The organism is Corynebacterium cystitidis (assembly GCF_900187295.1).
Classification (GTDB): Bacteria; Actinomycetota; Actinomycetes; order Mycobacteriales; family Mycobacteriaceae; genus Corynebacterium; species Corynebacterium cystitidis.
The window spans coordinates 1,673,728-1,687,940 of record NZ_LT906473.1; the positions used below are offsets into that span (position 1 = coordinate 1,673,728).

Genomic DNA, 14,213 nt, shown 5'->3' on the forward strand with positions numbered 1-14,213 from the left:
TCCCCGAGGGGTCCGGGCCCCACCCGCCTTTAAAACACGCGCCGGGCAACTGTCCGATACCATAGCCCTGGTCCGGAACTATCTGGCCCATCATGTCGAGCACGGGCTGCGCGTCCTGTACACGCGGCAGGTTCGCGGCGAGTCGCGCCTGCTGCGACGGCGACCACAACGTTTGACAGAACGTGGAGAAATCGGGGCGGAGCTTTAGGGTATACACACACGGTTATGGGCACGCTCGCCTCAGCCAGCACGGCTTCGACCTGCGACGGGGCGACGGTGGCCCACAGTGCCTCAGCCGCTGCTTTATCAGACGACGTGATTGCGTCCATAGCTGTAGCCGACATCGACGGATCCTGGCGCAACGCAGCGATCGCAATCGGCACCTTGATCGTGGACCACGCAGGAAACGCGACATCTTCGCCGCCGACATTCTCCGCAGTGCCATCGGAGACCGGAAGTGCAGCAGCACCACCATACTTGGCAACCACCCCATCAACAACGCCCTGCAGTTCCGCTGTCAGATAATCATCGCCGGGATAGGGTAACGGACCCGACGTGCTAGGCGGAACAGCCGTAGTTGGTGTGTGATTCACGGTGGAGGATTCGTCATTAAGCACGCTCGTTGTTTCGGGGTCGCCGATCGTGCAGGAAGAATTGAGCGTGCCGACGAGCACAAGGGCGCTGGTGGCGCTGAGGATCTGCCGACGCATCATGAAATGCGGACTACCGCGTTATTGCCGCCAGAGCACGACACGTAGTAGCCATAATCGACGCAATTCATCGAGTAGGTCTGGCCAGTGACCGGGCTGAAGGCAGAAACTGTGCCGCTGGTTGTACCAGTCCGGTCAACGTGTTCTTAAAAGGCGTTGTACACCGCTTGGGCGAACGGCTCACTGGTCGCCGACGTCGTCGCCGAGTACGAGGTGTAATCGGAGCCACGTGGCCGTTCGGGCTCCGAGGTGGCAGCGGGCCGAGTCGAGGACGCAGTGGGCTCAATGCCCCGGGGAGTCGTTCCATCTGCGGTAGTCTCTTCTGCGGTGTCGGTGACGTTCTCTGGGACCGTTGACGTGGCAGAGGTGCCATCTCGGTTGAATACGCCCATGTTCAACGCAACCAGACCCACGACTGCAATCAGAAGTACGATGATGCCGATGACTAGGTCTGTGATCAAACCCCTATTGCCGGAACTAGCGGGAGCTGCGTGTACATACGGTTCCGCAGGAGCATACATCGGCTGATACGGTTGCTGTCTTTCGCCGAATGGGTAGGGATACTGTGGAGGCTGCTGCGGAAATTGCTGCTCTGGGAATTGCTGCTGCGGCCTGTCTATACCAGGATTGGTGTCCCACTATGGACTGCGTTGTTCAACGACCTCCCCCTTTTCTTTGACTCGCACATCAAGATAGAGCTTGACTGGAGTCAGTTCAAGGGCTGGATGTCTACTGGCAACGTGCAGTGGGCAAGGTGGCCAGCTGAGCGCGGATTCCGTCCGCGGTCATGTCATTCATGGCTTTGCTATCAGCAAACGAGACAGAGCCTGGTACGGCAGTAAACGCCATCGCAACCTGGCCCTTCGGCCCAGGAACAAGCCCCATTTGGCGCACATGCCAGCGGCCGCCCTCCTCGCTCAGTGGTGCCCAGCCACCCTTGAACCTGGCTCCAGGGATGCGTCCGAGGCCCCATCGCTGATCCGGCGTGACACGACCTATCATGTCCAGGACAGGCGCAGACCCCGACGTGCAGCTGAGGTTTGCCATAAAACGTGCTTGCTCTGAGGCCGACCAAGCGGTACTCCCGTGCCACTGGGTAGGTCCAGAGCTACTCCCCGATTCTGCAATAACCTGTGCGACAGGGCCCGCACCGACACCACTCCACATGCGTGATGTTGCTGCGCTATCGGACCAGGTGATCGCGCTTTCCGCATCCGCATACCTATGTGGGCTTTGGCGCAGCGCCCCCACCGACAGTGGCACCTTAATAGTCGGTAACGCGAGGTGACGACGATCGTCCCCGGCCACAATGACGGAATGTCCATCGGACACCGCTACCGATGCCGTGCCACCATAGCGGGCCACCGCAGCATCAACGATCGGCTGGAAGTTCACCGCATGGGTTGGTTGGGCCGGCAGGCTGCGACTGATCCCAAGCCTGCGTCACCGCAGGCCGGACAAATCATAAACTGGAGCCTAGCCCTAGTTAACCCGGAAAGGAAACGTTCCCAGGCTCCCTTCACTAAAATTTCACCTAGTGTGCGAAGTGGCGGGTACCGGTCAGATACATGGTCACACCGGCGTCCTTTGCGGCAGCAATGACTTCATCGTCGCGAATGGAGCCACCTGGCTGCACTACTGCGGTGACTCCAGCATCAGCCAGCACCTGGAAACCATCAGCGAATGGGAAGAAAGCATCGGATGCTGCGACAGCGCCATTGGTGCGATTCTTGCCCTCGTCGAGAGTGTTGGCACGCTCCACAGCGAGCTTCGCGGAATCGACACGGTTGACCTGCCCCATGCCCACCCCAACGGTTGCACCCTCATGCGCAATAAGAATCGCGTTGGACTTCACGCACCGGATCGCATTCCAGGCAAATTGCAGATCGGCCAGGGTGGCGGCGTCGGCGGGTTCACCAGCCACAAGCTCCCAGTTAGCAGCATCATCACCATCTGCCTGCAGGAAGTCCCGCTCCTGTACCAACAGGCCCCCCGAGATCTGCTTGAATTCGTTGCCAGTGCGCGATGGAGCCCCAGCTTCCAACACACGCAGATTCTTTTTCTCCTTCAGGATCTCCAACGCTGCAGGCTCATAACTCGGAGCAATGACCACTTCGGTGAAGATTGGCTTGATTTGCTCGGCAAACTCCACGGTGACCTCACGGTTGGACGCGACTACACCACCGTAGGCGCTCATCGGGTCGCACGCGTGTGCTTTTTTGTGGGCTTCGGCGATGGATGAATCGGATACACCGATACCACACGGGTTGGCATGCTTGATGATGGCCACACACGCACGCTCATGATCCCAGGCCGCACGCCATGCAGCGTCTGCATCTTGGTAGTTGTTATAACTCATCTCCTTGCCACCCAGCTGGGTCGCGCCCGCCAAACCAGTCGCCTTTGAGTACAGCTTCGCCGACTGGTGTGGGTTCTCGCCATAACGCAGCGGAGTTGCCTCCTGATAGGTAGCTCCGAAGAAGTTATCGTCGTCAAGCTGCTGCCCCAACCACGTGGAGACCGCAACGTCGTAGCTTGCCGTATGGCGGAAAGCCTCAAGAGCTAAGTGCTTCCGCTGCTCCAGGTCGAAGCCCCCGCCCTTAACTGCGTCAATCACTTCCGCGTAGCGCTCAGGCGACGTCACAACCGCGACAGAGGGATGGTTCTTCGCCGCGGCACGCACCATCGATGGGCCGCCAATATCAATCTGCTCTACGCAGTCGTCGTAGCTGGCACCCGATGCCACGGTCTCAGCAAACGGGTACAGATTGACCACCACGAGTTGAAAAGGCTCAACTTCAAGTTCTTCAAGTTGGTTTAGATGGTCCGGCTTGCGGGTGTCAGCCAGAATCCCCGCGTGAACGCGCGGGTGCAGCGTTTTCACTCGGCCTTCGAGGCACTCGGGGAAACCGGTGAGTTGTTCAATCTGGGTGACCTGCACGCCTGCCTCGGCGATGCGGGCGGCAGTGGAGCCGGTGGAAACTATTTCAACACCCGCCTCCCCCAGTGCTTGCGCTAGCTCTTCCAGTCCAGTCTTGTCATACACGCTGATCAGCGCGCGCTTGATTGGGGTGCGGTTGTCACTCATGAATTTAGAAACTCAACTTTCCATCAGAAGAAGAAATCGACATCGAGCGTAGCACCTCCACTATGAGGGCCCGTTCGACCACCTTAATGCGCTCATGCAGGCTGGCTTCCGTGTCATCAGGTTTTACCTCGACTACACGCTGCGCAATAATCTTACCGGTATCCACGCCACTATCGACGAAATGCACTGTGGAACCTGTGACTTTTACCCCATAAGCCATGGCATCTCGAACCGCGTGGGCCCCAGGAAATGATGGCAAAAGGGCCGGGTGTGTATTGATTGTGCGCCCCTCGAAACGTTCCAAGAACTCAGCCCCCAAGATCTTCATAAACCCTGCGGAGACCACCACGTCTGGGCGGGCTTCGGCCACGACGTTAGACAATGATTGATTCCACTGACCCCGGTCCGGCAGCATCTCCACCACGCGAGTGGTAACCCCTGCAGCTTTTGCCCGCTCAAGTGCAGGGCACTGCTTGTCAGCAACGACAAGCACCACACGGTACGAAAAGTCCTGGTGGTCAAGGATGGACTGCAGTAGTGTCCCCGACCCCGACACTAAAACGGCGACAGAATAAGGCTGCGGTGTAGTCACGCGACCTACTTTAGTCCTTCGGCTTAGGCTCTGGTGAATCATCGGGCTTATCGACGACCACTTCTACCTCGTCCTCGTTCTCACTGTTCTCATTCTCGACAAATTTGCCATCGGTGTCGTCGTCAAGCTCGGTGTCGTCGGTACGGCCTTGCCGCAACGTGGCAGCTCCCCAAGCCGCACCCGCAACAAGAGCTACCCACAGGGTGGCAAGGAGGGCAAAGAGCCAGAGAACCGGGCCACAGTAGCCATACCCACCAAGCTGGCCCGAACCGAGGCACGCGACAAGCAGCACCCACACACCCGAGAATACAGCGGTGGCCGCAACAGTCCGCGCGTCCCACGCACGTGACACAGCGAAATGAATCAGGATGGCGAATGGGATAAGGAGCAACGCAGGGGCCCACATTGGCACCGAACCGGGGACAGCCGCAAATAGCGGGAAAACCGGAAGCGGAACAAGGTCAATAGCAAACAGGCTGATGCTGCCTACCCCAACAGAGACTTGGCCTCCGAGCAAGACTGCGAGGGTGCCGACGATCGCATTGGGAAGGTAAAGCAAGCAGACGACGATCAAGCCCACGATTCCAACTCCAGAAAGGATCGGATAAGCCTGACCTAGATCGATCAGTCGCTGGTAGCCAGCTAGAAGGAGAACTGCGTAAACGACGGTGGCGGCGAGCGCTAAACGCGCCATGAGGTGAAGGGCGCGAACCGCTCCATCCACCAACACCTCAGAAGCCCCTACATGCACAGCCACATCTTTCCAGAGCTGAGGCCCCATACCGAATATGAGCCCGAGGAGGTGGAGGAGGACGGGGTTGAGGACCGCTGGGCCAAGCGCAGGGGGTTCGAGAGGGAAAACTTTGGCTGCATCCCACGTCATAAACCAGGCGATTCCAGACAACGTGAGAGGAATCACAATGACAAGGCCGAGGATGGTTACCAAATCAAGAAAATTTGGCCTATCCTTGAACGCCCTATGCACACTCGAGGCGATCAAGCCGACAACTCCCAACGCCGGGAGAAGTGGCAGCACGCCTAGAGTGACGCCCTGAAACGACACCGGAACGAGGTGCAAAGCAAACCAGCCTTCCGCGATGGTGGCAGGCAGGGCGGCAAACGATCCAGCGGTAAACATGATGCCCGCGAAGGCAACCACAATTACGGCCAGGACCAGCACTAAGTTGGGGATTCCCACAACCGCAAGGAAGCGCCGAAGCCGTTGCGCAGCAGTGATATCGGCAGGATCCTGCGACATAGTTGGAGGCGCGACATTCGCACGTGGCCGACGCACGCCGGAACGAACCGAAGTGGGGGTACTGCGGGATGGCCTCGATCGAGGGCTAGACTTGTTACTCATCGCATCCCAGTGTTCCACGAAGCCCTCACAACCGGGCCGAAGGACACGGAAAAGAGCATGAGGACACGATTTGATAACGGATGTAACAATTCATCATGACCGGACAATCAAACTTCTTTAGCCATTTGGGTTGCCCGCGCGTTGTGAACTCGCTATTGTTATCATTCGTCAGGTAACAAGAAGGTTACGATCCCGATACAGAACGGATTGCAACCGGATTTTAAAAAGAGGATTTATGCTGAACTCGACTACTCGCGCGGGGCGCACCGGTGGCAAGCACCGCAAGCAAACCCCGAATAAGGGCCGCGTGGCACTCGTCGCAATGGCAACTGGTGCAATCTCCACCGCCGGCGCCGGTGGCGCAGCCGCAGCTAACCTGCAGTCAGATGCCCAGGGATCCACACAGGATTCCACCGTTGATTACGAACTGGCCAACAACACCGACATAGTTGACCAGGCTGTGGAGGCTGCGCCTCAGATCCTCACGATCTCTGAATACAAGCCCGCCGCCAACCTTGATGAGCAGCTGGGGAAGGCTGTTCAACACTTTACCGAGCGCGCTGAAGCAGACCAGGCCTTGCGTGGCCCAGCGGTAGTAAAACCTGCCGAAGGTGTTTTCACCTCCGGTTTTGGCCCACGTTGGGGCACCATGCACAACGGTGTTGATATCGCCGCCCCAATTGGCACCCCAATTCTGGCTGTCATGGACGGCACGGTGATCGACTCTGGCCCAGCCCAAGGTTACGGCCAGTGGATTCGCATCCAGCACACTGATGGCTCCATCTCGGTGTACGGCCACATGGAGACCCTTGACGTAGCCGTTGGCCAGACTGTTGTGGCTGGCCAAAAAATCGCCGGTATGGGTAACCGTGGTTTCTCCACCGGCCCTCACCTCCACTTCGAAATTCACCCGGCCGGCCAGGGGCCGATCGATCCACAGCCTTGGTTGGCACAGTACGGCATCACCCTCTAAAACTTTTCTGTCGATAAACCCGCTCCACAGCACCACTGTAGGGCGGGTTTTTCGTTATTGGCCACGACGACGCAACGAAACGAGGAACCTATGCGCCATTACCCCTTGTACCTTTCTTTGGTTACCGAGTAACCTGAAAGTTACCGGGTAACCATCGATGGTTGTTCGGGCCGACCTTTCCAACTATTGAGAACCACCTACAGACCTCACGAGGTACGTCTCATGTCCATCAGACATTCACTCCTCGCCTTGCTTTCCGAGACCCCGCGCACACCCGCTGAGCTGCAACACGCCTTCCACCAGGCAACAAATGACCTGTGGAGGCTAAATATGGGCCAAGTCTCCCAAACACTGAGCAGACTTGAACGCGACGACCTGATCCACGAGCAAGGAACAATCACAACACCCACTGGACACGAAGCCACGCGCTACACACAAACCGACGCCGGTTCTGAAGAGTTAGCCACGTGGTGGACAGACCCAGTGCTCCGCCCCGCCAATGATCGCGACGAGCTTGTCATCAAGATCTCACTGGCCAGACATACCCCTCACATTGATCTCCTCAGGATACTCGACAGCCAGCGGAGGGCAGTGTTAGCAGAAATCCGTGAACTTAACACAACGTTGCGCGAGATGAACTCGTCGTTAAGCACCCAAAGACTTGCCGCTGAACGGCGCATTTTCGACCTGGAATCTGACGCGCGTTTCCTCGACCGTGTCGAAGCCATGCTCAATGAAGACCGTGCAGAAAGGACCTAAGCCGTGACCTATCCTCTCGAAATGATCGACGTCACGTGCGTCTTCGGCGAAGGTGCACGTAAAGTTACCGCGCTGAACGACGTTAATCTGATTGTTCAGCCTGGAGAACTGGTGGCTGTGATGGGCCCTTCTGGCTCCGGAAAATCGACCCTGCTCAATGTGGCCGGGCTACTTCAGCCAGCCACTAGCGGACGTGTCTTGCTTGATGGAGTAGACACTACCCACATGTCATCGAATCAAGCAGCGCAACTGCGTCGTACCCGAGTGGGGGTGGTTTTCCAGCACTATAATCTGGTTCCCACGCTCACCGTTGGTGAAAACGTGTCACTGCCTTTAGAGCTCGAAGGTGTCAGCACTACTGCCTGTGCAGAGCACGCCTCGCGCGCCCTCGAGGAGGTGGGCCTTGTTGGGCTAGAGAAGTCTTTTCCTGATGAGATTTCTGGTGGACAAGCTCAGCGCGTTGCCATTGCACGTGCTTTGATTGGTCAACGGACCTTGTTGCTTGCCGACGAACCCACCGGCGCCCTTGATACAGCGACAAGCAATGATGTGATGGACGTTTTACGTGCACGCATCGACGCTGGCGCAGCAGGATTGCTGGTGACTCACGAGCCGCGTTTTGCTGGCTGGGCAGATCGCACCATCATGATGCGCGACGGGCGGGTGAGCTAGCCATGTCCACGCTTACTGCTGTCACTCGACCGACCCGGCGTGACATGCGCCGCCACCCGTGGCGCACACTGGCTGCTTTTCTGATGATTGCCGTGCCGGTAGCACTGATTACCGGCGTGCTGACTATCGAGCACTCACATCACCAACAAGACGCGATGAGTCAACAGAGCAATCTCATTACCGCCAGTGGTTCTGGCCATTGTTCTCAGTCTGTTGACGGCTTTAGTTCCGAATGCTCTGGAGCTAATCCTCGCCTTGTTGTGGAGCAGACCTTGGCAGAGGCGCTACCCAATTTTCAGATCGAGTCCAGTATCCAAAGCCATATCCATATGGAGGCAGGTGAAGCGCATGAATCGCTCACAGTGCTCCAACTCAGCCACTCACCTACTGTTACCCTGCCCGGTGTAGACGAGGTATTCCTGCCACCTTCGACGATGCGGCGGTTAGGCATTAGCGTCGGCGACACCGTCGAGGTAAAAAACCACGGTACATGGACAGTGACCGGCCATGCTGCCGGATATCAAGCCGTGGTCTCTGCCCCAACGCTGATCGCCCCTGCGACTATCACTACTGCTGACTATCAGGATGGTGACGAAGCCTATGTTCGCTGGTTTGCTGTTGGCCCGGATGCACTGACGTGGGCCGATGCCCAAAAACTGAACCAGCTGGGCTTTGTTGTAGAGTCCGACGATCTCAGGCAGAACCCTCCGCCACTCGAAGAGGTAGACGAGCATTTTCGTGACCAGGTTTCCAACCACCCCACCGACGTCTTCTCTGAAGCGGTCACATGGGTCAACCTTTTTGTCACAGTGCTCTTCCTCTTCCTTTTCATTACACCTGTCTTCTCTGTGGCGGCAGGAAAACAGGCTCAAACTTATGCGCTCATGCGCTCTCAAGGAGCAACACGAGGACACATCCGACGATCGGTCTTAGCGTATGGAGTTCTAACTGGGCTCATTGGTGCAACTATCGGCGCCCTGGCAGGTGTAGGAATCGGTAGTGCCTACTGGACCCTGTACTACCCACACTGGCCGCTAGTGCATAACGGGCTTGCCACAGGCGTGATTTGGCTCGCCGCTGTATTAGGGGCGGTGCTAGCCGCTTTTATTCCGGCTGTGATTACCACCAAGCAGCCCCTAGCTACTGCTATAGCCGGTGGCGCACCGGATAAAATTTTACGGTTTCGGCCCTGGATGCTACTCGGAGTTGTCGGTGTTGCAGTTGGAACCGGGTTTTTGGCAATCCAACAATTCGATATGATCTCGCACATTGCTAGCTCGCCAACCACTACATCGAGTTTGGTTTTTATCATCGCCAGTCTCGCAGGCATACTGGGACGGCCATTAGTGGTAGCCGGCCTGGCAGGGTCTGCGCCTTTGCTGGTATGGCTAGTCTCACGCGGGGCTTCGTCGTTAAGCACTGTCCCCCGTCTAGCCATGCGCGACGTTGCGCGCCAATCACTGCGCTCAGTTCCTACTGTGGCTTTAATACTTGTAACCTCTTTCATTGCAGTCACAGCGGTGACCTGGTTGATGGCTAGCAATAAACGTGACCACATATTGGCACATGCAACCTACAACCCCGCCATGGTGTTAATCTCAGCGGACCCCACCGTTAATCTCCCGGGCGCAGATTATGGCCCCGCTATCGCGGTTGTAGAGCAAACGGTGGGTCCGGCAAAGCACTATCCACTAACCCGGGTTGCTGGCTACATGCTTGATGTCTTGCCGGATTCATCGTGCCACGACTTTGAACGTGCCGACGACAACGCAGAAACAGCTCGCCAGTGTTACCCGGCTAGATACGGCGACTCTGTTCCAGCGCCTTGGTTTACCCCACTGGTAGCCGATGAGAACGCACTACGCACATTCAACTTTGACAGCCCAGAAGCTGAACAACGCGCGCGCGACGCTATCAAGCAGCCGGCAATGCTGGTTGCTAAAGGGACGGCTCCCGAGGGGACCGGCACTGTGTGGCTCTGGTCGGACACTGGAGCCAAGCAAGAGGAGGCCACCGAAATTACCTTCCTCGATGTGCTGCCGGCTACTTCCAGCCAGGCGCTGATTACGCCCACCTTGGCGGACGAGCTTGGCTTGCACACTGAGCCTGGCCCCATGATGCTTGAGGCAACACAGCCGATCACCGCTGCACAACACAGTGTGCTCGATGCCTACTCCACTGACAACACCAATACATATTCAATCTCTACAATCGCTACCGTCAGTTTTGTCTGGGAGTTGAGATATCTGCCAGCGGTTGCTGGGGTGACAGTCATGGCACTTGTCTTGATCGCCATTACCCTGATCTTGGTGCTGTCAACCCAAAGCACCAACCGGCACAACGCGCTGCTGCGTGCCATTGGGGCCCAAGACAGTATTCCCCGGCGAATCACCGCAGCCTTTGCCGCCATAGTGGCACTGTTGGGTACGGCAGCTGGAACGCTAACAGGCTTGATCGCAGCCTGGCTATTCGGCTCCTCAAGCGAGGTCGACGCTGCGGGAAATCTTTTAGTCACCGGTACGCGCGAGTTTATGGAAGTGCCGTGGAGCCTGGTAGGACTGCTCGTTGTGCTCACCCCGCTTCTGGCGTACGTGATTGGCCTGATGCTCCACCGTGAGCCCGGATTGGAGGTGGCCTACCGGCTGAGCTAGGGCTAGATCTGCCCTGGCCGCACGTGCCGTGCGTTTACCCCCGGACTACCCCCACCCCACCCCCTTAATCACAATTTCACCACTGGCACCATCCGCCCCTTGATCAACTTTAGTTCCAAGCCATGAGCTGCATCGACGGCAGCTCTTTGGCACAAATTTTCGACAAAGCAGCATTTCGCAGCATATTTTTACCATTGCAGGCACCCGCTTTGGGCGACTATGTTAAATACGACCGCTGAACTAAGTGATTTTCTCGATTTTTCGAATAAGGACCCGAATGAAACGTCGTCTGCTCGCTGTCACCACCGCTTGCGTGGTCGCTGCATCCCCTGTCACTACTGCACAAGCGTTGACCGTTAATTTAGACGGCAGCGAGATCACTGATTATGGCGCTGCCCTCGACTCACTCATCCAGGTGGCAGAGACCATTAACTCAACCGGCGCAACCATTTCTGCCGCCGGCTATTCCATAGTGTATGACCCGACCACTCTTCCGGAGTACGAGCCTGAAGAAGCAGAAGTGAGCCAATACCCGGTTTCTTACCAGGAGGGCTATGACGCTGAGGGCCGTCTGGTAGTCCTTCCTGCCGAGGGCACTTTTACTTCTGGTTTTGGCCCACGCTGGGGTGCTATGCACCAAGGTATTGACATCGCAGCACCCATTGGCACGCCGATCCGCGCTGTTATGGACGGCACCGTGGTCAATGCTGGCCCAGCCCAAGGCTTTGGTAACTGGGTTGTGCTGGAGCACTCCAATGGTGAGCGCTCTGTCTATGGGCATATGGTGTCTTATAACGTGTCTATTGGCGATCAGGTTTCTGCAGGCCAGGTCATCGCGGCGATGGGTAATGAGGGCCACTCGACCGGGCCCCACCTTCACTTCGAGATCAAGCCGGACGGTGTAACCCCAGTAGATCCCGTGCCGTGGTTCGCTGCCCGCGGCATATACATCAGCTAAGGCTCCATCAGCTAAGGCGCACCTAAAGCTTCTCCATCGGTACCCCACCGATCATCATCAGGCGGACGGTACCGGAGGAGCCAAAGTCAATCGTCACAGTTTCTCGCGCACCGGCACCGTCAACTGCGGTGACAGTGCCCAGGCCGTACTTCGCGTGGTTGACTTTATCGCCCGGCTCTAGGTGCAGGTCCTTGTTCACCGTCACGGCAGGCTTCTGCGGGCGACGACCAAAGCTCGGCCCGGAACTAAATCGGGAGGTTTGGCGTGTGCGTGACGACGATCCACCCCAGGCGCCCGAGGAATTCCCGTACGAAGGCTCTTCCCTGCGCCAGTCGATGAGATCCGCCGGGATCTCTGCGAGGAAGCGACTGGCCGGGTTAGTCACCGGATTGCCCCAGGAGGACCGCAGCATCGCCCGCGTAAGGTACAGGCTTTCTCGCGCACGTGTAATTCCCACATAGGCTAGGCGACGTTCTTCAGCAAGCTCTGCAGGATCACCCAGTGCACGTAGGTGCGGGAATTGGCCGTCTTCCCAGCCTGTGACAAACACTATGGGAAACTCCAGCCCCTTTGCTGTGTGCAATGTCATGAGAGTGACCACGCCTTGATCGTTGTCAGGGATCTGGTCTGCGTCGGCGACGAGAGATACGCGCTCAAGAAACGCTTGCAGGCTGCCAGGAGCCGGCTCCCCGTCGTCCACGCCCACTGCCTCGCCGACCGAACTTGTGAGGTCGGCGCTTGCGAGATCGGCGCTTGCGCGGTCGGCGCTTGCGAGGTCAACTTCGTTCACCATCTGGTTTGCAGCTTCTGATGAAAATTCGCGCGCCACGGAGACCAGTTCGTTGAGGTTGTCGAGGCGGGCTCCATCTTGAGGGTCATTAGATGCTTCAAGTTCTGCCTTGTACCCTGTGATGTCAAGGATCCTGGACACCAGCTCACCCAAATCCGGCATACCGGTGACCTCATTGGTCATGCCCGGCAACTCAGCGCGCAACGTGTCCATCATCTCGTTAAATCCGGCAATGGCATTTTTCGCCCTCGTGGCCAGCATGTCAACCTTGCCGTCGGCAGCGTCGATAAGTGCCTTGCCGAAACTGATGTTGTTGTTATCCGCGTGGAGTGCCACCATCGCCTGGGCCTTGTCACCAATTGCGCGTTTCGGCACGTTGATGATGCGGCGCAAGCTCACCGTGTCATCTGGGTTGTCAATCACTCGCAGATAGGCAACGATGTCACGAATTTCACGGCGCTCGTAGAAGCGGGTGCCACCAACTACTTTGTAAGGGATCCCGGACCGGATAAAGATATCTTCGACGGCTCGCGATGCATTATTGGTGCGGTACATCACCGCAATATCTGAGTAGTTCCTGCCTTGGTCCACCAGGTTATCTATCTCATGGGCAATAAAGCGGGCCTCATCGTGCTCGTTGTCAGCGACGTAGCCGACGATCTTGTCGCCCGAGCCATGATCGGTCCACAGATTCTTCGGGCGCCTGCCCTCGTTCTGGCTAATCACTGCATTGGCTGCAGCGAGAATATTTTGTGTCGAGCGGTAGTTCTGCTCCAGCAGGATAGTTGTGGCTGCAGGATAGTCGCGCTCAAACTCCTCAATATTGCGGAGCGTCGCTCCACGGAAGGCATAAATCGACTGATCTGAGTCACCGACTACAGCCAGCTCTGGCGCATCCGCCCCCTCCCCCACCAGAGTGTGAATGAGTTCATATTGGGCGTGGTTCGTATCCTGGTATTCGTCGACAAGCACATGCCTAAACTTACGCCTGTAATAGTCTGTGACCTGCGGGTGCTGCTTAAAAATGCGCACGACCTCGCCAATCAGATCATCGAAGTCCAAGGCATTCGCGGTGCGCAGGCGGCGCTGGTACTCCCCGAAAACATTGGCCACGGTAGTCTCGAAGGGATTTTTCGTCGCCTCTGCACTGGCCTGCGCCTGCGCCGGGTCGATCAGCTCATTTTTTAAGTTAGATATCGCATTGGCTAAGGTACGCGCGCTGAACTTCTTCAAATCCAGGTTCATATCCTTAGCGATCATGGTGAGCAGCCGACGCGAATCATCCGAATCATAAATAGTGAAGTTCGTGTTCAAGCCTGGTACGAGCTGCGCCTGCTGCCTCAAGATTCGTACGCACACCGAGTGGAACGTGGCCACCCACATGCGTTCGGCCTGAGGGCCGATCAGGCTGCTTACGCGCTCTTTCATTTCGGCGGCAGCCTTGTTGGTAAATGTGATCGCCAGGATCTGCCACGGCGCAACGCCGCGTTGCGTGAGTAAATATGCAACACGGCGAGTAAGCACGGCGGTTTTGCCAGAGCCCGCGCCAGCAACGATTAACAAAGGGCTGCCGGAGTGCTCGACGGCCGCCTTCTGCTGCGGATTGAGTCCCAAAGTCAGGTCAGTAGTCATGATGCTTCTAACCTACTAGGTACCCGCG

12 protein-coding genes are annotated in these 14,213 nt (G+C 57.3%); 5 read left to right on the plus strand and 7 right to left on the minus strand.

Annotation, left to right across the window (positions count from 1 at the left end):
• Nucleotides 1-29: 29 nt before the first annotated feature.
• The 6 genes from CKV99_RS14775 to CKV99_RS07930 form a co-directional block, all read right to left on the minus strand.
• Nucleotides 30-713 (minus strand): class A beta-lactamase-related serine hydrolase, encoded by a 684-nt coding sequence (locus CKV99_RS14775; RefSeq protein WP_231909982.1) that lies wholly within the window; start codon nucleotides 711-713, stop codon nucleotides 30-32.
• A 143-nt stretch (nucleotides 714-856) separates the two neighbouring features.
• A complete protein-coding gene (locus CKV99_RS07910; protein WP_092258702.1) occupies nucleotides 857-1,231 on the minus strand; it encodes a hypothetical protein in 375 nt (124 codons plus the stop codon).
• 208 nt (nucleotides 1,232-1,439) lie between these two features.
• On the minus strand, nucleotides 1,440-2,105 hold the full coding sequence (locus CKV99_RS07915; protein ID WP_231909983.1) for a hypothetical protein: 666 nt from the start codon (nucleotides 2,103-2,105) through the stop codon (nucleotides 1,440-1,442).
• Nucleotides 2,106-2,244: 139 nt separating this feature from the next.
• The gene (gene purH / locus CKV99_RS07920) at nucleotides 2,245-3,798 is read right to left on the minus strand and encodes a bifunctional phosphoribosylaminoimidazolecarboxamide formyltransferase/IMP cyclohydrolase (RefSeq protein WP_092258705.1); all 1,554 of its coding nucleotides are present in this window, start codon (nucleotides 3,796-3,798) and stop codon (nucleotides 2,245-2,247) included.
• 4 nt (nucleotides 3,799-3,802) lie between these two features.
• A complete protein-coding gene (gene purN / locus CKV99_RS07925) occupies nucleotides 3,803-4,390 on the minus strand; it encodes a phosphoribosylglycinamide formyltransferase (protein WP_231909984.1) in 588 nt (195 codons plus the stop codon).
• A gap of 10 nt (nucleotides 4,391-4,400) precedes the next feature.
• Entirely contained in the window at nucleotides 4,401-5,648 is a 1,248-nt protein-coding gene (locus CKV99_RS07930; protein WP_197697176.1) for a cell division protein PerM, read from the minus strand.
• A gap of 337 nt (nucleotides 5,649-5,985) precedes the next feature.
• Here CKV99_RS07930 and CKV99_RS07935 point away from each other — a divergent pair, with 337 nt between their 5' ends.
• The 5 genes from CKV99_RS07935 (at nucleotide 5,986) to CKV99_RS07955 (ending at nucleotide 11,763) form a co-directional block, all read left to right on the plus strand.
• Nucleotides 5,986-6,723, plus strand: coding sequence for a M23 family metallopeptidase (locus CKV99_RS07935; RefSeq protein WP_092258711.1), 738 nt, complete (start codon nucleotides 5,986-5,988; stop codon nucleotides 6,721-6,723).
• Nucleotides 6,724-6,945: 222 nt separating this feature from the next.
• On the plus strand, nucleotides 6,946-7,482 hold the full coding sequence (locus tag CKV99_RS07940; protein ID WP_092258714.1) for a helix-turn-helix transcriptional regulator: 537 nt from the start codon (nucleotides 6,946-6,948) through the stop codon (nucleotides 7,480-7,482).
• Nucleotides 7,483-7,503: 21 nt separating this feature from the next.
• A complete protein-coding gene (locus tag CKV99_RS07945) occupies nucleotides 7,504-8,154 on the plus strand; it encodes an ABC transporter ATP-binding protein (RefSeq protein ID WP_092258830.1) in 651 nt (216 codons plus the stop codon).
• A gap of 2 nt (nucleotides 8,155-8,156) precedes the next feature.
• On the plus strand, nucleotides 8,157-10,805 hold the full coding sequence (locus CKV99_RS07950) for an FtsX-like permease family protein (protein WP_092258717.1): 2,649 nt from the start codon (nucleotides 8,157-8,159) through the stop codon (nucleotides 10,803-10,805).
• Nucleotides 10,806-11,082: 277 nt separating this feature from the next.
• The gene (locus tag CKV99_RS07955; RefSeq protein ID WP_092258720.1) at nucleotides 11,083-11,763 is read left to right on the plus strand and encodes a M23 family metallopeptidase; all 681 of its coding nucleotides are present in this window, start codon (nucleotides 11,083-11,085) and stop codon (nucleotides 11,761-11,763) included.
• Nucleotides 11,764-11,785: 22 nt separating this feature from the next.
• Here the strand turns inward: CKV99_RS07955 and CKV99_RS07960 are convergent, their stop codons facing one another.
• A complete protein-coding gene (locus CKV99_RS07960) occupies nucleotides 11,786-14,185 on the minus strand; it encodes a UvrD-helicase domain-containing protein (RefSeq protein ID WP_092258723.1) in 2,400 nt (799 codons plus the stop codon).
• Between the last annotated feature and the right edge of the window lie 28 nt (nucleotides 14,186-14,213).

What these genes read in the sequence shown, in the direction of transcription:
- CKV99_RS14775 (WP_231909982.1), bottom strand. Translation starts at nt 713, where the DNA reads ATGATGCGTCGGCAGATCCTCAGCGCCACCAGCGCCCTTGTGCTCGTC.
- CKV99_RS07960 (WP_092258723.1), bottom strand. Translation starts at nt 14,185, where the DNA reads ATGACTACTGACCTGACTTTGGGACTCAATCCGCAGCAGAAGGCGGCC.
- CKV99_RS07945 (WP_092258830.1), top strand. Translation starts at nt 7,504, where the DNA reads ATGATCGACGTCACGTGCGTCTTCGGCGAAGGTGCACGTAAAGTTACC.
- CKV99_RS07955 (WP_092258720.1), top strand. Translation starts at nt 11,083, where the DNA reads ATGAAACGTCGTCTGCTCGCTGTCACCACCGCTTGCGTGGTCGCTGCA.
- purH (WP_092258705.1), bottom strand. Translation starts at nt 3,798, where the DNA reads ATGAGTGACAACCGCACCCCAATCAAGCGCGCGCTGATCAGCGTGTAT.
- CKV99_RS07935 (WP_092258711.1), top strand. Translation starts at nt 5,986, where the DNA reads ATGCTGAACTCGACTACTCGCGCGGGGCGCACCGGTGGCAAGCACCGC.
- CKV99_RS07910 (WP_092258702.1), bottom strand. Translation starts at nt 1,231, where the DNA reads ATGTATGCTCCTGCGGAACCGTATGTACACGCAGCTCCCGCTAGTTCC.
- CKV99_RS07930 (WP_197697176.1), bottom strand. Translation starts at nt 5,648, where the DNA reads ATGTCGCAGGATCCTGCCGATATCACTGCTGCGCAACGGCTTCGGCGC.
- CKV99_RS07950 (WP_092258717.1), top strand. Translation starts at nt 8,157, where the DNA reads ATGTCCACGCTTACTGCTGTCACTCGACCGACCCGGCGTGACATGCGC.
- CKV99_RS07940 (WP_092258714.1), top strand. Translation starts at nt 6,946, where the DNA reads ATGTCCATCAGACATTCACTCCTCGCCTTGCTTTCCGAGACCCCGCGC.